The organism is Aeromonas sp. QDB68 (genome assembly GCF_027707405.1).
GTDB classification, from domain to species: Bacteria; Pseudomonadota; Gammaproteobacteria; order Enterobacterales; family Aeromonadaceae; genus Aeromonas; species Aeromonas caviae.
Genome location: NZ_JAPCIQ010000003.1, coordinates 107546 through 124544 on the forward strand (window position 1 = coordinate 107546; position 16999 = coordinate 124544).

Sequence of the window (16999 nt, forward strand, 5' to 3'; positions counted from 1 at the left end):
ATATAAGGGAGGGGGGGGCATTTCCCCCCTCCTACTTATTGCGTTCTAACTATGTTTATTCACCTAATAGTGCGAGAGTTGCATCTCGGCCAATAAGTTTTGGAAGATCAAAATCTCCATCGGGAAGATTAGAAATGTCAAGAGAGCCGATGGACTGACCAACAACAACCTCCCACGGTTTTCCGCTTCCGCAAATAGCACAGATTAACTGTCGGATTGTTTTTATCTTAGTATTTACAAGCCGAGTTGGTGAGTCTATTAATTCCTGAATCTTCTCGCTATCTTTGTGTTTTTCATTTTCTTTTAGCCAAGATGTAGCAGTGTATTTAAACTCTTCCCAAGTTTTACCTAATACAGAAAGGCATTGGTCTGAAAGTAATAAGTTCTCGATCGCATAACATTGAAGTCGATATCTAATCACCGATTTGATATTGGTCAGTGGTCCTGAAACTCCATCGCCATCACGAAGAGAAAATGCTTTTGGTTCATCATAAAGACTATCAATTAGATCTGCTGTAAATTTCTCTAGTTCCGTTTGCTGGTTCACCGAGCTAGCAATGACAGGAAAGATTTTTAATCTTCCTTGTGAACTTCGAGATGCTTGCTGCCATACCCTTTCATCATCTTCCCCCTCAAGAATTAGCATGACGTCTTGACTTAGACTTAATGACAGAGGATGTCCGAAAAATGGTGCGATTTTCTTTAGTTGATTACTTATTTCAACAAATGAAACATTATTTGAATTGAATTCTTTAGTGCCAATTGATGTGTATTCTGACTGAGAAAGAGAACATATTAGGGGAGTGCTATGAGTTGCGAGAATAACTGCCACATTTTTTCTTCTTACTTCATTTAGCCCTTCTACTAAATTTATTAAAAACGTTGCTAGCCTGGCTTGGAGATCTGGGTGCAAGTGAACATCAGGCTCATCCAATAATAGTAGATTGAACTTCTCTTCTTTAAGATTATCAAAGAAATACATCATTTCGACTGCGAGAGAAACCGATTCAGACTCTCCGCTACTGATTTGATCTGGCTGAACTTCTTCACCATTAATATTTCTAAATACAAAGTTCGAGCCCTCCTGGCAAATTTCCAGATTTGAAAGTAATCTGTTAATAGAGTCTAATCGCTCTGTGCGAAAGTTCTTAGTTTGATTAAGCCTTATTTCAGGGTTGTCCTGCAGTTTTCTTAAATATGCTGTTTCAACCTCCCTAAGTAGGTTTGCAGAAGCTGCCTTAAAGTTAGCAGCTTGATTCATTCTTCGCGCATAGCCAATCCAGTTTGGATCACTTTCCATGTTGGTCATAATGTTTCCATCTCGCTTGAAAACACCTGCGCGCTCTGGGCTTATATACCTCACGTTAAACTCACTGTTTCCCATAAAGTATTGGTCTATTGCTCGAAGAAACCTACTTTTACCGGCACCATTTCTCCCTAGTAGTATATTTATACTTTTTAGGTTATTAGCTCTTACTTCACCGATGTCTAAAGTATCTCGTATCATATATAACTCTTGGTTTGTATGTGAATATACTGGTAATTAGATGGAAAGCGGTACGGATTTGACAATCTAGCCTTCCATGAAACTCTGCTCAATAAATAGAAGTATTAATTTAAATTATAATCTTATTCGACTATCTCTGATATAGTGACTTACTCGCTTGGATTATTCTTTTCGCTATACCTTTCCGCAGAGAAAAACATAGATAATAAAATAAGGACTATCACCATTTTGAGTAATACCTAGCGTGTAGCCACTCGTGTGCCGGTTTCATCAGGCAACGCTACCGCCCCTGAATTCCAGCCTCTAGCTTGCTGCGCTTTCCCTGCGATATGGCTCCGGTCTGGCTCATGGATAACTCCGACGAGAGGTAAATTAATTAACTGCTTGTCGTTAGTCTAAAGCGGAGATTGACCCGCCAGCTCCATCCTACCTCAATCAGCTGACGCTGGGTTATTGGTTGGGTTACCTAGCTTCGACTTTAACCACATATTCATATCGCTAACGACCTCTTTACGCAGGTTTTTCCCGTCACTGTCCTTCAATCCATGATCGAGTTTTTCGTAACGCCGATATTCAATATTGTTTTTCCCTAGGTCTTTAAGGCGCTGCCACAATTCATCTGTTTTTTGCGGTGATACCGACGTGTCTCTCCCTCCCTGAACGATCAGCAAAGGAGATTTTACGTTTTGCAGGGTATCAAGCTGATCGAGGGAGAGCATCTGCTGCCACCAATGATAACCATGTCCGCTCACCTCAAGCTCAAAGGGTTTGCTGTGAAGAACATGCTCGGCAAACTCTTTAAAGTCATCGACCTCTTTTCTCGCCGCTTCGGGGTTTTTATGCTTTACCTCGATGCTGTGTGAAACGTCATCGATAAACCAGCGGCCACCGCCATTAAAGGCGATGGTGGCATCGATAGAGTCAATATCTGCGCTCACCAGGTTGGCGATAACGGCACCTTCACTGCCGCCCAATTGGATGAGCTTTTTGTATTGCCCGTCTTTTCGAACGATATCGAGCACAGTGTTGATATCCGCGACTCGCTGCGCAGGATTGTCCTTTTCAAGGTATTGAGCAGGGCAGTCCTTGCGTGCCGGGTCGGTACTGTATTTTAACTTGCGATTGATGCCGTACTTTTCGATTAGCAACACATCAGCTTCTGGCCAGACATTTTTATACTCGGTGAGTATGGAGTCTATGTTAAGCACGCTATTGCAATCAGAGCCTTGCAGGATCAACAGCAGTGTATCTGTGTCATGGGCATGTTGGACAAGATAATAGGAAATAAACGAACCATCATCTCTGCTAACTGTGCGAGTCATGATCGCTGTTGCGCTTACCGAGCAGGAAAAAATGAGCAAGAGTAAAGATATTGCGCGGACTTGCATATTATTCCCTGAGAGTCATGATAGAGGCAGTACGTTAATAAGTGCTGAAACCTTCATTCCTCTTGAATGGAAAAAGGGCTGAGGAAGCGTAGTGAAAACCGCCCCAGCCCGGCTTTTATTGGTTCTCGCACCCTGTTATCAGTGATTAACCACCAAATTCACGGCTAATAATTTGTGTGGGGACAACATTCTCTGGCAAGTCACTCGACATTTTTTGAGCAAGTTCACCAGCCAAACCAAACGCGTTGTCAATGGGGTCGACCTTTATTCCGCTTTCGACAGCCAACTCCAAAAACTTCTTGCCAATCTGATTGCACGTATCAACCCATTTTTTGGGCAGCTCCCCCATGGTGAGCTTGGGTTGACAGACCAGTTGAAATGTATTTTTTCCTTCTTGTATTTGAAATGCCACATCAACAAATTCACTTTTATATGGGTTGGCTAGCGCACTTGAACTAAGTAAAAAAACAGCACCAATAGAGGATTTTTTCATGACACGTCCTTGTGAATAGTAATGCCCATCAAGGGGCTGATAACATATAACCGCTAAACTCTGCGGCAACAAAAATAACCATTTAGGTCAATGGGGCTGAAAACACCGAGCGATGAAAGTTTCTTTTTACCCATCGATTGTGCATCCGTTTCGTGACCAGGTTCCCTCTGGCTTTTGACCTCATTGCCAATCAATATACTCTTGAGGTGGTCGTTCAATATCGATCATGTGTGCAGCAGAAAATAGAATTTCAACGCCAAAACCGAGAGGGACATCAACCTCATCAGGAACAATACAACGTGGCTGGAAGTCCAGTCTGACTTTGGTTGCATCACCTATTTTTAGTTACCGTTCGACCCCATCCCTCTTTATCCCACTCTGGTTCATGTGACCATGCTCGTTTGTTGGGCGCCGCTGCGCTCTGCACCAACCGGCAAAAAACACGCTACCGCCCCTGAATTTCAGCCTCCAGCCTGCTGCACTTTTCCTGTGGCTCCGGTCTGGTTCATGGCTGACTCCGACAAGAGGTGATCCCGATTGCCATGTTACCGAACGGAGCTGGTTAGGGAAGGGGGATCGGGTGATTTCTCGGGCAAGATCAATAAATTGGGGGGACAGCGGGGCCTGCGTCAGGTTGGATAAGAAGGCTCTCAAGGCGCAACGCGTTCCCGCTTTCCCGCTCAAGGCCCACGATTCACGGTGTATGGATGGGAGAGTGAGCGAGGTCATTGCCCTGCCGAGTGCCATGCGGTGCAGCCGAGAGGGGTGGCCTGGCACGGGCGAGCAGGTGGTTGGGAGGGGGCGAAAGAGCCGCGGGTTCAGTCGAGGACTCGAATTTGAAACCCGCTCAGACGCCCATGCTCCACTCAAAAGAGGGGCCCGCTGCCGGTGACGGCAGGGGCCCGTTTTTATTGTTAGCGCACGGTCTTTGGGTCTGGTTTCCTCCGTGAAGGCTTAGCGGGCGAGCAGGGGTTGGCCGCTGGTCAGGGCGGCACTGGTTGGCCGGGTGGCGGGATGCTGCTGGAACTGGCGCACCAGCCGCTCCAGATCCCCGAGCTGCTTCACGAGGGCAATGATGCCCTGCACGGCGTGGCGGCTGCCCTGGCTGGAGTCGTCGGCCAGACGCTTGATGTCCAGCACGCTGTGGTGGATGTCCTGGGTGACCAGGGATTGCTCCTGCACCGCCTGGGCTATCTGGTTGCTGCCTGCGGTCACCTGCAACAGGCGTTCGCTTATCTGTTGCAGGATATCGCCAGTGGCGGCGGCCTTGAGGCGGCAACTGGCGGAGAGCTGCTCCCCTTGCTCCATGGCCTGCTGGGCATCGTCGGCGCTGGCCTGCAAGAGGCTTATCATCTGCTGGATCTCGCCGGTGGAGGATTGGGTCTTGATGGCCAGGGTGCGGATTTCGTCCGCCACCACCGAGAAGCCGCGACCGGACTCGCCTGCCCGGGCCGCTTCGATGGCCGCATTGAGGGCCAGCAGGTTGGTCTGGTTGGCGATGTTGTTGATGACGTCCAGGATGCCGTCGATGGCGCGGCACTGGCTGGCCAGCGCCTCTATCACGGCGCGGGAGGTGAGCAGCTCGCCGTGAACCCCTTCCACCGCCGCCACGGTATCGAGCACGCTGCGATTGCCCTCCCGAAACAGCACGGCGGTGTTGTCCAGGCTGTCCGAGGAGGCGCTCGAGCTGTGGGAGACCTCGCGAATGGACGCCGTCATCTCGGTGATGGCGGTCGCGACCTGGTTGGTCTGGGCCTGCTGTTGTTGCAGGTTGCCGGTGATGGACTCGGCATTGTTCAGATCCGTCTGCGCCGCCTGCACGAGCTGCTGGCAGGTCTGCTGGGTGCGGGCCAGCACCGCATTGAACTCGGCCTGGTTCATCTTCATGGCGAGCTCGACGGCAGCCAGACGATCGACCCGGCCGGTATACAGCAGTTGCATCAAGGGGTTGTCGAAACGGTGGCGGGCCAGGGTCTCCAGCCGGGCGAGGCGCCGGGAGAGGGTCTGGCAGATGACGAGCGCAACCACCAGGGGCAGGGCGCCGATGAGCAGAGGCCAGCCCGGGCCGTGCTGATAGCCGAGGGTGACCAGACTGGCCAGCAGCGCCATCAGGCAGAGGTGGATCCCCAGGGTGTGGCAGCAGGGGGGGCAGGCGCAGGGCCCGGGGGGTCTTGCCGCGGCGCATCTCGTCATAGACCCGCTCCGCACGCTGCTTGACCGCGTCGTCCGGCGCCGTGCGCACCGGCTGGTACTCCACCACCTTGCCGCTTGCGTCCTGAATGGGGGTGACGAAGGCGTTGACCCAGTAGTGATCCCCGTTCTTGCAGCGGTTCTTGAGCGGGCCCATCCAGCTTTTGCCTTCCCGCAGATGGCGCCACATGTCGGCAAACGCCTGGGGCGGCATGTCGGGGTGGCGGACCAGGTTGTGAGGGGCCCCTTGCAGCTCCTCCAGGGTGAAGCCGGCTATCTGGCAGAACTCGTCGTTGGCATAGGTGATGCGGCTCTCCAGATCCGTGGTGGAAATCAGGTTCTGGTGCGACGGGTAGAGGCGCTCACGCTGGGTAACGGGTTGATTGACTCTCATGGTACTTCCTGCCTGACAGAGGAAAGAGAGTCTGGTTGCAATTCGTACACCAGAGTGCCCAAAAACGCTTAAATTGCGTTCTATATGTCTCTTTTGTGCTCAAAGCCCGTAGATGGGGGAACAGGGCCCGGGCTCGCGTCCGCCCCTGCCGTCAGGATTCGCTTTTTGGGAGCCGTTTTGGCAATGGCGGGGCGGGTTTCGCAATTTGGCAAGGCGGGGCCGGGGCCTCCGCCAGCCTCAGGCGGGCAGATCCGGCTCGCTGACCGGGGTCGGTATCTGGGTCTCTATCAGCAGGTGGGTGGAGAGCAGGGTCTTCAGATCCTGCAGGTACTCCTCCAAAGGGGGCTCGTCCAGCAGCAGGGCAAGCTCGTTGCCGATGGGGGTGAGCCGGTAATAGAGCAGGGTGAGGTTGCTCTGGCGTTGGCGCAGACGCCAGCGCTGGTTGCCAAAGGCCAGCTCGACCCCGTCGGCGGGCAGGGGACCGGATTCGAGCTCGCCACGGTGCAGCAGCCCGAGATCGCACAGCAGCAGCAGGGCGCTGTAGGGTACCCGGTATTTGCCGAGCCCCATCCGGGTGACCTTGGCGCGACTGAGCAGGCTGGCCCCCTTGTGCATGCCCAGCAGCAGGCGCTGTTCGTCGCTGCCCTCGTAGTGGCAGGAGAGGGCGCAGATGCGCTGGAACAGCTGGGCTTCGCGCTGGGTCATCTCCTTGAGGGTGTTGAGGGCCCGGATGGAGAAGCGGCCCGGGGTCGCCACTTCCAGGGCGAAGATGCGGCCCCACAACTGCTGCATGGGGGTCATGCTGATGTCTTCGGCCAGTTGCAGGAAGCGGGTGAGCCAGTCGCTGTCTATCTCGCCGCCGGCGGCGGTCTCTTCACAATGACGGGAGGCCATCACCATGATGGCTTCCAGATTGCGCTGGCGGGTAGCCTGATCCGCCAGATGGCGAAAGGTGGCGCGCTGCTCGAAGGTGCTGTCGCTGTTGCGGGTGAGCATGCCATCGATGCCGCGGCTGCGGGCCAGGCGCAGGGTCTGCTCCTGGCTGCTCAGGATGGAACTCTCTTTCTTGGGGGGCAGGTCAGCCATGCTGGCTCCGTGATGGCAAGGTCTGGTAGTGAATGTTACTCCAACCAGATCCATGAACAATCCCTTTGCCGGGGTCGTCACGGGATAAAAAAATGGCCTCCCGGGGGAGGCCATCAGGGGCTCACTCTTCGTAGACGCTGACCTCGACCGCGTCCATGGAGTAGGAGGCGGTGGCCATCTCGTGGCTGGAGCTGACGGTGTGCATCTTGCCTTTGACCCAGATGGCGTCCCAGAGGTCATCCACCGGCGCCCCCTTGGGGTAGCTCACGTAGATCACCTGGTTGGTGGGCGGGGGCGGCACGTGAATGCAGGCGCCGAAGTAGGGGACCAGCAGGAAGGCGGTGATGGTCTTGGCATCCCCTTCCAGGGGCACCACGAACCCGGGGATCCGCACCTCCTGATTGTCCAGCTTCTTGTTGACGCCCCCCACCGGCTGCGGCACCGAGGAGAAGTCGCCATCATGGCTGACCTGGGGCGGTGGCAGCAGTTTTTCCCCCTCCGGGATGAGGATATCCCAGTCGATGGTCTTGTAATCTGCGGCCATGGCAGGCAGCACCAGCAGGCTGGTCAGCAGCGCCACTATTTTCCACTTCATCATCTGTTCTTCTCTCTTGGTCGGATGCGTCGGGTCAGACGCGAATGCTCATGCCGTCGCTCAGGCTGTAGCGGTAAGCGCGGGCGGCAGGCAGCAGCCCGATCACCATGCCCGCCAGCCAGACCAGGCCCAGCAGTTGCCACTCATAGGCGCTCGGCAGACCCAGGCTCATTTGCAGGCCATAGTGGCTGAGCAGCCAGGGGCTAGCAAGCCCCTGCCCGAGATAGAGTGCGGCCACCCCGAGGGCGATGCCCGCCGTGGTGAGCGCCATCGCCTCCAGCGCCAGCAGCAGGAAGAGGTGGGCAGGGCCCGCCCCCAGGGAGCGCAGAATGGCGAGCTCGCGGCGCCGCTCGTTGAGGCCGGCGAGCAGGGTGGTCAGCATGCCGATGAGGCCCGCCACCACCACGAAGCCCGCGATCACCGACAGGGCGGTCTCCGCCACGCTCATCAGCCCCCGGAGCTCCTGCAGGGCGGCTCCCGGCAGGATGGCCATCAGGGGCTCTTTGGGATAGGTGTTGACGCTGCGCTGCAACTGGAACGCCAGGATCCGGTTGCTCAGCCCCACCATGAAGGCGGTGATGGTCTTGGGGGTGAGATCCAGCGCCATCGCCTGTTCCGGGGTCACGTTCTTGCTGTGACGACCGGTGTCCCAGCCCAGATGGATCGCCTCTATGCCCGCCAGCGGCACATGGATAGTGCGATCGATGGGGGTGCCGGTGGGGGCCAGGATCCCCACCACCTTGAACGGCATGTTGTCGTGCTGGCTGAACGAGGTGTTGCCGGCGCCATGGGCGATGACGATGGATTGATCCAGGTGATAGCCGAGCTTTTCGGCCACCTGGGCACCCAGCACCGCTTCAAACGGTGTTTCGAAGGGGCGGCCTTCGCGCAGGACGAGCGCCTGCTGCTGGCCGTACTTCAGGTGGGTGAAGTAGTCCCCATTGGTGCCGAGCACGCGAAACCCCTTGTGGGAGTCGCCAAGGGAGAGGGGGATGGTCCAGGCGATACCGGGCCTGGCCTTGATGGCCTGGTAGGAGTCCCAGCCCACGTTGTTGGTGGGGTTGCCGATGCGAAACACCGAATAGAGCAGCAGGTTCACCTGACCGGAGCGGGCGCCGACGATGAGATCGGTGCCCGAGACGGTGTTGGCGAAGCTGTCCCGTGCCTGACTGCGCACCCGCTCCACCCCGAGCAGCAGGGTGACGCTGATGGCGACGGCCAGCAGGGTGAGCCCGGCGGTGAGGCGACGGGCCCAGAGACTTTGCAGGGCGAGTTTCAGCATGAGAGCCTCCGCAGTGAAGGGGAGATGGCCGGACGGGCTGCGAAATGATGGCGTGTGGTCATGCCGCCCTCCGGTTGAGCTGTTGCAGGTTCTCCACCCGGGGGAAGAGGGGCTCCAGATAGGGATCGTGACTGACGAAGACCAGGGTAGATCCCTGCTTGTCACACTCCTCGAACAGCAGCCGGATGAAGGCGGCCCGGTTGTCGGTGTCCAGGGCCGAGGTGGGCTCGTCGGCTATCACCAGAGGAGGGGAGCCTATCAGGGCGCGGGCGGCGGCGACTCGCTGCTGCTGGCCGATGCTGAGGGCGTGGACGGGGTGATGGAGCGCCTCATCCGGCAGTTGCAGTTCTGCCAGCAGGCGGCGCGCCTCCTGCTCGGGGCTCCCTGTCAGGCGGGCCCGCTTGGCGGGTGAAAAGGTGAGGGCAGCGGTGACGTTGTCCTGCACCGAGAGAAACGGCAGCAGATTGAACTGCTGGAAGATGTACCCCAGATTGGCCGCCCGGAACTGGTCACGGGCGCGGCCGGAAAGCCGGGCCAGGGGCTGGCCCAGCACTTCCAGGGTGCCGTGGTTGGCGGTCTGGATACCGGCCAGCAACCCAAGCAGGGTGGACTTGCCACAACCCGATGGGCCCTTGATGAAGACGCGCTCACCCTCGTGGATGCGAAGGGCGGGCAGATCGAGGACGGCTTCGTGACCCGGCCAGGCAAAGGCCAGATCACGGATCTCAACCACGGCATGTTTCATGGTGTTACCAGCCCAGTTTGTTGGCGGACGGAGTCAGTTCGGCGGCGGTCTGGCCGGTGGGCAGTATGCCCTGCACGCTCAGCTTCTCCAGGCTCGGGTAGAGGCTGAACAGGGTGGCCTCGAGACCGGTGAGCTTGGCCGGGGTAGCGCAGGTGTAGGTGTACATGGCTCCCATGTCCGCATGGCCCGCGTCGTCGTGATGGTGTTCATCGTGAGCGCCATCAGCCTTGTCGTGCTCGTGCTCGTGCTCGTGCTCGTGCTCATGGTCATGATCTTCCTTGGCGGCCTGCAGCTCCTGCTGGGTCAGCTTGCAGCCGGCGGCCGGGTCGAAACGGAAGAGGGCGTCGGGCTGCTGGAGGCGGGCCACCGCCTTGGCATACTGCGCTTTCTCCTCATCGGTGTTGGCGGCATGCTCGAAGCCCACCAGATCGGCGGCAGGGGCCTGCAACTCGATCATCAGCTGGTTGCCGTCGAGTACCAGGTTGAGGTGGCCGTGACCGTGCTCATGGGCACCGTGGCTGTGGCTTTCGTGTTCGTCGTGATGGGCCTGGGCGCCGAAGGCGGCAGCGGCCAGCAACAGGGTGACTGCTTTCATCGTTAATCCTTTTGAATAAATAGAGAAAAGATTGGTTCAAAAAAAGAAACAATGAAGGGGCGGCGGGGCGCGGATACGGCGATGTCCCGTGGTGCCGGTGGCCGCCCTCGGTTGGGGAGTGCCGATATACCGGTCGATGCCAAAGGAGAGGGAAGGGAGAACGGGGGTCGGCGTCAGTGCCAGCTTGCCATCCAGATGCAGGACGCAGAAGGTGCAGGCATGACCGTGATCGGGCAGGGCAGCTTCAAGAGGGTGCTGTGCCAGCGCCGGTTGCATCCACAACCAGCCCAGCAGCAACACCCAGATTGTCAGTGTGGAACGACCCATAGACCCTTGTGGAAAGGGCGCCATCAGCGCCCTTCTCTCTGATTCAGAGATGGGACTGGATGAGCCCCATCACCTTGGTTATCTCGGCGGCATCGAGCTGGCCATCTTTGGCAAACAGCACCTTGCCCTCTTTATCCAGCAGTATGATGGCCGAACTTTCCGGGGTGAGCGCCCAGGCGTTGCGGGCCATCCCCTTGGCATCCAGCACCATGGCGGACCAGGGGAACTCTTTCTTGCTGTCCTCGGCACTGCTCTTCACGAAACCGGACGTGCCCCAGATGGCGTCATTGCTGTTGATGATGGTGACGGTCTGGTACTTGTCGTGGGGCAGCTTGGCCGCCTTGATCGCCTCGATCATGGGGGCATTGAGCTCCTTGGCGCTGGAGCGACCCGCGATGTGCTGGATCAGGAAGACCTTGCCGGTCAGGACCTTGCTCTGCCAGGGCTGATAGCTGATCTCCTTCTCCTTGAGCACCAGCTCCCCCTTGTCGCTGATGTTGACCAGCGGCACCTGGGTTGATTCCTTGATGTTGTGGGCCATGACCAGGGTTGGCAGCAGCGCCAGAGTAAGCACGAGATGTTTCATCCGGATGACACTCCTTTGTGATGTTATAACGATTTTTGGGTCGAGGGAATGGGACCCTGAACATCCTAAACTGATCGGATCTGTTTAAAAAGTGTTAAATAATGCAGGGTGCGACGGTGATCTTGTCAACATGGGCGCCATCCCCCAATGACGGCGGCAAGGATGGCATGTCATCCATCAAAAGCAAGTGATGGTCAGAAGAGGCTAGTAGAGCGGTTCGCTGATCAAGGGAATCTGGGCCATGGTCATCTGCTGGGCCAGCAGGGGAGAACCGGTGAGCAGCACGTGGCGCTGATTGCCGATCACCAGGGTGTCTCCCTCAAGGCCGCTGTCGGCCGTGATGGCGAGCCAGGCCGGCGAGACGCTGCCGATGCTGATGTTCGGATAGATGATGCTGAGACTGTACTGGGGCGCCAGCTCCGCCAGCAGACTGGCCATGAGCAGCGCCTTCTCGTCGCTGTCGGCCTTGTTGTCCTGCAGGGCCTGCAAGGGCGGAGCGAAGTGGTCCATCTGCTCGGGCGGGGTGGGGATGCCGCTCAGCCACTCCTGCAGCAGGGTGACGCTGGTGGCGAGATCCTTGGCCGAAAACTGCTGTGCCAGGGGTTTGAGGTCTCCCTTGAACTGATAGAACAGCTGGGAGTAGTTGGGGCGCACACAGGGCAGCTTCTGGTTGGCCGGGTGCACGCAGGGCTGGACCCGCATTTCGTAGAAGGCGTCCTCCTGATATTGCCGGTAGGCCTGCCAGAACTGGGCGGATTCGAGGCTGCTGTCGTGCAGGGTAAAGGCCTGTTCCAGGTTGCGGAACTTGGTGGCCGTCTCCGGGCTGTGCTGGTTGATCTGGTTGATGCTGTTGTAGAGGCGCGGACTGATGTAGGAGTAGAGTGTTTCCAGCGGGAAGTTGAGGGCGGTGTCGAGCTGTGTCATCTCGTGACGGCTGGCTGAAAAGGTGCGCTCATCCGCCGTCAATTGCAGGTGCTTTTGCTGACCATCCGCAGATTGCCACTGCCAGCTCAGGTTGATCTCGTTGGCCTGCACCATGGTGCCGAAGAGCAGACTGCACAGAAAGCCTTGTGCCAGTTTCATGGTGCGCCTCCGCCTAGGTTGATAATAAACAACTAGGTGAGTGACCGGCATTTGGATTGGTCTGGTGACAGATATATTGGTAATTATCTGATCTGACTTTAAATTTAATTCAGGAAATAAGTCATGGGGGAAATCATCATGAAGCTTGTTTCACGGTTTCTGCTGATATTGGTGGCCACGCCGGCGCTGGCGGGGCAGGTCATCGTCAATCAGGGATTGTCCAGCGCGGATACCTTCGCCCTGCGGGATCAGCTGGCCCGGGAGCATGAATGGCAGGAGTGGCTGCGCTTCCAGCAGGCCATCAAGTGGCTGGAGGTGCTGCCGGTCAACTGCGATCTGGTGGGAGGTGCCGGTCAGGAATATCGCTGCGGTGATGACTATTACCGCCCCTATCGGCAAAACGGGCGCGACCTCTATATCCAGGGGGATCCCCCCGGAGCGTCCCCGCAACGACCCATAAAAAAGGCGCCATAAGGCGCCTTTTTTGCGAGGAATACGCTTATTTTGCAGCGTAACGCTCGGCAGAGGTCTTGATCTCGGCTTCGGCAGCGGCCTTGTCGCCCCAACCTTCCACCTTGACCCACTTGCCCGCTTCCAGCTCTTTGTAGCGCTCGAAGAAGTGCTGGATCTGAGCTTTCAGCAGCTCGGGCAGATCGTTCACATCCTGGATGTGATCGTACTGCTTGGTCAGCTTGGAGTGGGGTACGGCCACGATCTTGGCGTCTTCGCCAGATTCGTCGGTCATCTTCAGCACGCCGACCGGGCGGCAGCGGATGACGGAGCCGGCCAGCAGCGGGTAGGGAGTCGGAACCAGCACGTCGACCGGATCCCCGTCTAGGGACAGGGTGGCGTTCACGTAACCGTAGTTGCACGGGTAGAACATCGGGGTGGACATGAAACGGTCAACGAAGATGGCGCCACTGTCCTTGTCGACTTCGTATTTGATCGGGTCGGCGTTCTGCGGGATTTCGATGATGACGTAGATGTCGTCAGGCAGGCTCTTGCCGGCCGGTACCAGGTTCAGGCTCATGACGTTTCCTTTGAGTGTTGGAGTCAAGTTTGCAGGCCGACATTATAGCGATGTCCCGTCAAATGACCATATTTCAAGGGCCGGGTGGTGTGTTGGAGGGTGGCTTTTCCCCGCGCTTGCCCGATTTCTGTCGTCTGCGGGCACCGATGCCTTCGCTCCCCATGGGCGCGGCTTGTGCCACCGGGTCAACAGACCCTAGAATGCGCACTCCCTTTACTGGAAAAGGCAGCGGTATGCACATTCACATTCTCGGGATCTGCGGCACCTTCATGGGTGGTCTGGCGGTGTTGGCAAAACAGCTTGGCTATCGGGTGACCGGCTCTGACGCCAACGTCTATCCCCCCATGAGCACCCAGCTCGAGCAACAGGGCATCGAACTGACCGAAGGCTACGACCCCTCCCAGCTCGATCCGGCGCCGGATCTGGTGGTGATCGGCAATGCCATGAGCCGTGGCAACCCCTGTGTGGAATATGTGCTGGACCGCAATCTGCCCTATATCTCCGGCCCTCAGTGGCTGCTGGAGCACGTGCTGAAGGATCGCTGGGTGCTGGCCGTCGCGGGCACCCATGGCAAGACCACCACCGCCAGCATGCTGGCCTGGGTGCTGGAGTATGCCAAGCTGGAACCCGGTTTCCTCATCGGCGGCGTGCCGGGCAACTTCCCGGTTTCCGCCCGTCTCGGCTCGGCTCCCTTCTTTGTGATTGAAGCGGACGAATATGACTGCGCCTTCTTCGACAAGCGATCCAAGTTTGTCCACTACCACCCGCGCACCCTGGTGATGAACAACCTGGAGTTCGACCACGCTGACATCTTCCCGGATCTCGCCGCCATCCAGCGTCAGTTCCACCACCTGATGCGCACCGTGCCGAGCAACGGCCGGGTGCTCTTCCCCAAAGGTGATGACAACCTTACCGCCGTGCGCGGGATGGGCTGCTGGAGCGAGGTGGAGCTGGTGGGCCAGGACGACGCCAAGTGGAAGGCGGTGAAGCTGGCCGATGACGGCTCCGCCTTCGAGGTGTGGCTGGATGGTGAAAAACAGGGGGAGGTGCACTGGGAGTGCATCGGCGAGCACAACGTCAACAACGGTCTGATGGCCATCGCCGCCGCCCGCCATGCCGGTGTCATGGTGGAGCACGGGATCAACGCCCTCTGCCAGTTCAAGTCCCCCAAGCGGCGCATGGAGCTGAAAGGGGAAGTGGCCGGCATCAGCGTCTATGACGACTTTGCCCATCACCCCACCGCCATCGAGACCACCCTGGGCGGGCTGCGCGCCAAGGTGGGCAAGGCCCGCATCCTGGCGGTGCTGGAGCCCCGCTCCAACACCATGAAGCTCGGGGTTCACAAGGAGGAGCTGGCCGGTTGCTTCGACGGTGCCGACCAGGTGTTCTTCTTCCAGCCCCCCAACATCGGCTGGGATCTGGGGGAGGTGACGGCCCACATGACCCGGCCTGCCCGGGTATTCGAGGCCCTTGATGCCCTGATTGGCGCCCTGGTGGCCGAGAGCCGCCCAGGGGATCATATTCTGATCATGAGCAACGGCGGCTTCGGCGGCATTCACGACAAGCTGATCGCCCGCCTAAAGGAGCTGCAGAGCGCATCATGAACAAGGCCATCACCCTGGCGCTGACCGGCGCCTCCGGCGCTCCCTATGCCCTGCGCCTGCTGGAATGCCTGGTGCAGGCGGACTATCGGGTCTTCCTGCTCGCCTCCTCGGCGGCCAGGGTTGTGCTCAAGACCGAGCAGCAGCAGGATTGGCCGGGCTCCCCCAGGGAGCTGTCTGCGTACCTCTGTCGCCATTATGGTGCCAAAGAGGGTCAGATCGTCGCCTGCGGCAAGGAGGAGTGGTTCTCGCCGGTGGCTTCCGGCTCGGCGGCCCCCAAACAGATGGTGGTCTGCCCCTGCTCCATGGGCACCGTCTCGGCCATTGCCAACGGCACCTCGGACAACCTGCTAGAGCGGGCGGCGGACGTGGTGATCAAGGAGCGGGGCCAGCTGATTCTGGTGCCCCGGGAGAGCCCCTTCTCGGCGATCCATCTGGAGAACATGCTCAAGCTTGCCCGTCTTGGCGTGACCATCATGCCGGCGGCGCCAGGGTTCTACCATGAACCCAAAAGCATCGAGGATCTGGTGGACTTCATGGTCGCCCGCATCCTCGATCATCTGGGTGTCGAGCATGAGTTGACCAGTCGCTGGGGTTATGCAAACCACTGATACGGCGGGGAGCGGACAAAAAAGCGGCGCCGGGCTGTAAAGCCCGGCGCCGCTTTGTCAACATCAGCACGAGTCAGCTGGCCTGGATGGGGGCCGTCACGTACTTGAACAGGAAATCCGTCACCTCTTCCCGGCTCGGACGCTGCGGCTGATTGATCATCTGCATCATCACATAGCCAAAACCGGTCAGGGAGCGGGCCAGATCCTGCGCCGACAGCACGCTCTGGATCTCGCCGTTGTCGATGGCCCGTTGCAGGTGGGGGGCAATGCGCTCCAGCGCCTTGTCCAGCAGCCGGGTGTAGCGAGGCCACACTTCTTCCCGCACCGAGGAGCTCCACTCCAGCCAGATGCTGGCGTGATCGGGCTTGTCATAGGCGGCGTCAACGAACAGCTTCACGTGGCGGTGAATGCTCTCCCTGGCGGAGCCCTGACCGTTGTAGGCCTGTTCGAGGATCTGCTGTACGAAGGCTTCGATTTCTGTCAGCACTTCGTCGACCAGATCTTCACGAGTATTGAAATAGTTAAAAACGGTCGCAACCGAGACCTTTGCCTGTTCGGCTATTTCGGCATGCCCGGCACGGCCGATGCCGCGACGGGAAAATACCTCGACGGCACACTCCATCAATTGATCACGGCGAGCCTCCGGCGAAAGCCGGGTTCGACGTCTTATTTCTGCGCGTGGTTCCATAGTTTTTTCATCTAATAGTTATTGATTATGGTGTTTATAGTATTGTCACCGATAATGCCCGAAGGCTTGCTAACTCTATCAATTAAAATAAGCCGATAAAAGCATCACGTATGCCTGACGCCCACTGGTTGGAGTGGTAGAATCCTCGGTTTTGACGTTAATGAACGGCCAATAACCCTTTGGTCATTATTGGAGTATGTGATGAAACACATTGTCGAGGTGATGATCCCCGAGGCCGAGGTTGCAGCCCGGATCGCCACGCTGGGTGAAGAGATTACCGCCCGTTACCAGGGCTCCGAGGAAGTGGTCATGATCGGCCTGTTGCGCGGCTCCTGCGTCTTCCTGGCGGATCTCTGCCGTCAGTGCCAGTTGCCCATCACCCTGGACTTTATGACTGCCTCCAGCTATGGCTCCGGCATGCACAGTACCCGTGACGTGCGCATCCTCAAGGATCTGGATGACGACATCAAAGGCAAGGACGTGGTGATCGTGGAGGACATCATCGACACCGGTTACACCCTCAACAAGGTGCGCGAGATCCTCTCCCTGCGCGAGCCGAAATCCCTGGCCATCTGCACCCTGCTGGACAAACCGTCCCGCCGCGAGGTTCAGGTGCCGGTGGACTGGCTTGGCTTCTCCATCCCGGACGAGTTCGTGGTGGGCTGTGGCATTGACTACGCCCAGAAGTACCGTAACCTGCCTTTCATTGGCAAGGTGGTACCGCAAGAGTAAGCCGGGTCCGAAGTAGCAAGGCAGGCTGGCCGGCCCGCCATCGACTGTCTTCAGGCGGCGTCACAG

17 protein-coding genes and 1 pseudogene are annotated in these 16999 nt (G+C 57.8%); 4 read left to right on the top strand and 14 right to left on the bottom strand.

Features of this window, described 5'->3' with window-relative positions; all coding sequences use genetic code 11:
• Nucleotides 1-55: 55 nt before the first annotated feature.
• The 12 genes and pseudogenes from PG892_RS01890 to PG892_RS01945 all read right to left on the bottom strand — a co-directional run bounded on the left by PG892_RS01890 (nucleotide 56) and on the right by PG892_RS01945 (nucleotide 12271).
• Nucleotides 56-1507: an AAA family ATPase gene (locus PG892_RS01890; protein WP_210600805.1), complete on the bottom strand. Its 1452-nt coding sequence runs from the start codon at nucleotides 1505-1507 to the stop codon at nucleotides 56-58.
• 431 nt (nucleotides 1508-1938) lie between these two features.
• Nucleotides 1939-2895 (bottom strand): alpha/beta hydrolase family protein, encoded by a 957-nt coding sequence (locus tag PG892_RS01895; RefSeq protein ID WP_216945060.1) that lies wholly within the window; start codon nucleotides 2893-2895, stop codon nucleotides 1939-1941.
• 145 nt (nucleotides 2896-3040) lie between these two features.
• Nucleotides 3041-3388 carry a hypothetical protein gene (locus PG892_RS01900; protein WP_210600807.1) on the bottom strand — a complete coding sequence of 116 codons (348 nt, stop codon included), beginning with the start codon at nucleotides 3386-3388 and terminating at the stop codon, nucleotides 3041-3043.
• A 954-nt stretch (nucleotides 3389-4342) separates the two neighbouring features.
• A pseudogene (locus tag PG892_RS01905) lies at nucleotides 4343-5972 on the bottom strand (methyl-accepting chemotaxis protein).
• A gap of 237 nt (nucleotides 5973-6209) precedes the next feature.
• Nucleotides 6210-7058: a TIGR03899 family protein gene (locus PG892_RS01910; protein WP_210600808.1), complete on the bottom strand. Its 849-nt coding sequence runs from the start codon at nucleotides 7056-7058 to the stop codon at nucleotides 6210-6212.
• A gap of 121 nt (nucleotides 7059-7179) precedes the next feature.
• The gene (locus PG892_RS01915; protein ID WP_109422197.1) at nucleotides 7180-7656 is read right to left on the bottom strand and encodes a DUF3299 domain-containing protein; all 477 of its coding nucleotides are present in this window, start codon (nucleotides 7654-7656) and stop codon (nucleotides 7180-7182) included.
• A 31-nt stretch (nucleotides 7657-7687) separates the two neighbouring features.
• A complete protein-coding gene (locus PG892_RS01920) occupies nucleotides 7688-8935 on the bottom strand; it encodes an ABC transporter permease (RefSeq protein ID WP_223933741.1) in 1248 nt (415 codons plus the stop codon).
• 58 nt (nucleotides 8936-8993) lie between these two features.
• Entirely contained in the window at nucleotides 8994-9680 is a 687-nt protein-coding gene (locus PG892_RS01925) for an ABC transporter ATP-binding protein (protein ID WP_201957025.1), read from the bottom strand.
• A 4-nt stretch (nucleotides 9681-9684) separates the two neighbouring features.
• Nucleotides 9685-10275 carry a DUF2796 domain-containing protein gene (locus tag PG892_RS01930; protein ID WP_109112832.1) on the bottom strand — a complete coding sequence of 197 codons (591 nt, stop codon included), beginning with the start codon at nucleotides 10273-10275 and terminating at the stop codon, nucleotides 9685-9687.
• Between the two features lie 36 nt (nucleotides 10276-10311).
• Nucleotides 10312-10602 (bottom strand): hypothetical protein, encoded by a 291-nt coding sequence (locus tag PG892_RS01935; protein ID WP_109112833.1) that lies wholly within the window; start codon nucleotides 10600-10602, stop codon nucleotides 10312-10314.
• Between the two features lie 43 nt (nucleotides 10603-10645).
• On the bottom strand, nucleotides 10646-11188 hold the full coding sequence (locus tag PG892_RS01940; RefSeq protein WP_010675585.1) for a YtfJ family protein: 543 nt from the start codon (nucleotides 11186-11188) through the stop codon (nucleotides 10646-10648).
• Between the two features lie 204 nt (nucleotides 11189-11392).
• Nucleotides 11393-12271, bottom strand: a complete 879-nt coding sequence (locus tag PG892_RS01945; protein WP_210600809.1) for a hypothetical protein — start codon at nucleotides 12269-12271, stop codon at nucleotides 11393-11395.
• A 123-nt stretch (nucleotides 12272-12394) separates the two neighbouring features.
• Here PG892_RS01945 and PG892_RS01950 point away from each other — a divergent pair, with 123 nt between their 5' ends.
• The gene (locus PG892_RS01950) at nucleotides 12395-12745 is read left to right on the top strand and encodes a hypothetical protein (RefSeq protein WP_010675583.1); all 351 of its coding nucleotides are present in this window, start codon (nucleotides 12395-12397) and stop codon (nucleotides 12743-12745) included.
• A gap of 25 nt (nucleotides 12746-12770) precedes the next feature.
• Here PG892_RS01950 and ppa read toward each other — a convergent pair whose 3' ends face one another.
• On the bottom strand, nucleotides 12771-13301 hold the full coding sequence (gene ppa / locus PG892_RS01955; protein WP_005335667.1) for an inorganic diphosphatase: 531 nt from the start codon (nucleotides 13299-13301) through the stop codon (nucleotides 12771-12773).
• A gap of 233 nt (nucleotides 13302-13534) precedes the next feature.
• Between ppa and mpl the strand changes: the two genes are divergently transcribed.
• Together mpl and PG892_RS01965 are read left to right on the top strand one after the other, a co-directional pair.
• Nucleotides 13535-14905, top strand: a complete 1371-nt coding sequence (mpl, locus tag PG892_RS01960) for a UDP-N-acetylmuramate:L-alanyl-gamma-D-glutamyl-meso-diaminopimelate ligase (RefSeq protein WP_210600810.1) — start codon at nucleotides 13535-13537, stop codon at nucleotides 14903-14905.
• Nucleotides 14902-15513 carry a flavin prenyltransferase UbiX gene (locus PG892_RS01965; protein ID WP_042864976.1) on the top strand — a complete coding sequence of 204 codons (612 nt, stop codon included), beginning with the start codon at nucleotides 14902-14904 and terminating at the stop codon, nucleotides 15511-15513. Before mpl ends, PG892_RS01965 begins: the two co-directional genes overlap by 4 nt.
• Nucleotides 15514-15586: 73 nt before the next feature.
• Here the strand turns inward: PG892_RS01965 and PG892_RS01970 are convergent, their stop codons facing one another.
• Nucleotides 15587-16201 (bottom strand): TetR/AcrR family transcriptional regulator, encoded by a 615-nt coding sequence (locus PG892_RS01970; protein ID WP_029314803.1) that lies wholly within the window; start codon nucleotides 16199-16201, stop codon nucleotides 15587-15589.
• A 201-nt stretch (nucleotides 16202-16402) separates the two neighbouring features.
• Between PG892_RS01970 and hpt the strand changes: the two genes are divergently transcribed.
• Nucleotides 16403-16933, top strand: coding sequence for a hypoxanthine phosphoribosyltransferase (hpt, locus tag PG892_RS01975; RefSeq protein ID WP_010675579.1), 531 nt, complete (start codon nucleotides 16403-16405; stop codon nucleotides 16931-16933).
• Nucleotides 16934-16999 lie beyond the last annotated feature (66 nt).

What these genes read in the sequence shown, in the direction of transcription:
- PG892_RS01890 (WP_210600805.1), bottom strand. Translation starts at nt 1,507, where the DNA reads ATGATACGAGATACTTTAGACATCGGTGAAGTAAGAGCTAATAACCTA.
- PG892_RS01895 (WP_216945060.1), bottom strand. Translation starts at nt 2,895, where the DNA reads ATGCAAGTCCGCGCAATATCTTTACTCTTGCTCATTTTTTCCTGCTCG.
- PG892_RS01900 (WP_210600807.1), bottom strand. Translation starts at nt 3,388, where the DNA reads ATGAAAAAATCCTCTATTGGTGCTGTTTTTTTACTTAGTTCAAGTGCG.
- PG892_RS01910 (WP_210600808.1), bottom strand. Translation starts at nt 7,058, where the DNA reads ATGGCTGACCTGCCCCCCAAGAAAGAGAGTTCCATCCTGAGCAGCCAG.
- PG892_RS01915 (WP_109422197.1), bottom strand. Translation starts at nt 7,656, where the DNA reads ATGATGAAGTGGAAAATAGTGGCGCTGCTGACCAGCCTGCTGGTGCTG.
- PG892_RS01920 (WP_223933741.1), bottom strand. Translation starts at nt 8,935, where the DNA reads ATGCTGAAACTCGCCCTGCAAAGTCTCTGGGCCCGTCGCCTCACCGCC.
- PG892_RS01925 (WP_201957025.1), bottom strand. Translation starts at nt 9,680, where the DNA reads ATGAAACATGCCGTGGTTGAGATCCGTGATCTGGCCTTTGCCTGGCCG.
- PG892_RS01930 (WP_109112832.1), bottom strand. Translation starts at nt 10,275, where the DNA reads ATGAAAGCAGTCACCCTGTTGCTGGCCGCTGCCGCCTTCGGCGCCCAG.
- PG892_RS01935 (WP_109112833.1), bottom strand. Translation starts at nt 10,602, where the DNA reads ATGGGTCGTTCCACACTGACAATCTGGGTGTTGCTGCTGGGCTGGTTG.
- PG892_RS01940 (WP_010675585.1), bottom strand. Translation starts at nt 11,188, where the DNA reads ATGAAACATCTCGTGCTTACTCTGGCGCTGCTGCCAACCCTGGTCATG.
- PG892_RS01945 (WP_210600809.1), bottom strand. Translation starts at nt 12,271, where the DNA reads ATGAAACTGGCACAAGGCTTTCTGTGCAGTCTGCTCTTCGGCACCATG.
- PG892_RS01950 (WP_010675583.1), top strand. Translation starts at nt 12,395, where the DNA reads ATGGGGGAAATCATCATGAAGCTTGTTTCACGGTTTCTGCTGATATTG.
- ppa (WP_005335667.1), bottom strand. Translation starts at nt 13,301, where the DNA reads ATGAGCCTGAACCTGGTACCGGCCGGCAAGAGCCTGCCTGACGACATC.
- mpl (WP_210600810.1), top strand. Translation starts at nt 13,535, where the DNA reads ATGCACATTCACATTCTCGGGATCTGCGGCACCTTCATGGGTGGTCTG.
- PG892_RS01965 (WP_042864976.1), top strand. Translation starts at nt 14,902, where the DNA reads ATGAACAAGGCCATCACCCTGGCGCTGACCGGCGCCTCCGGCGCTCCC.
- PG892_RS01970 (WP_029314803.1), bottom strand. Translation starts at nt 16,201, where the DNA reads ATGGAACCACGCGCAGAAATAAGACGTCGAACCCGGCTTTCGCCGGAG.
- hpt (WP_010675579.1), top strand. Translation starts at nt 16,403, where the DNA reads ATGAAACACATTGTCGAGGTGATGATCCCCGAGGCCGAGGTTGCAGCC.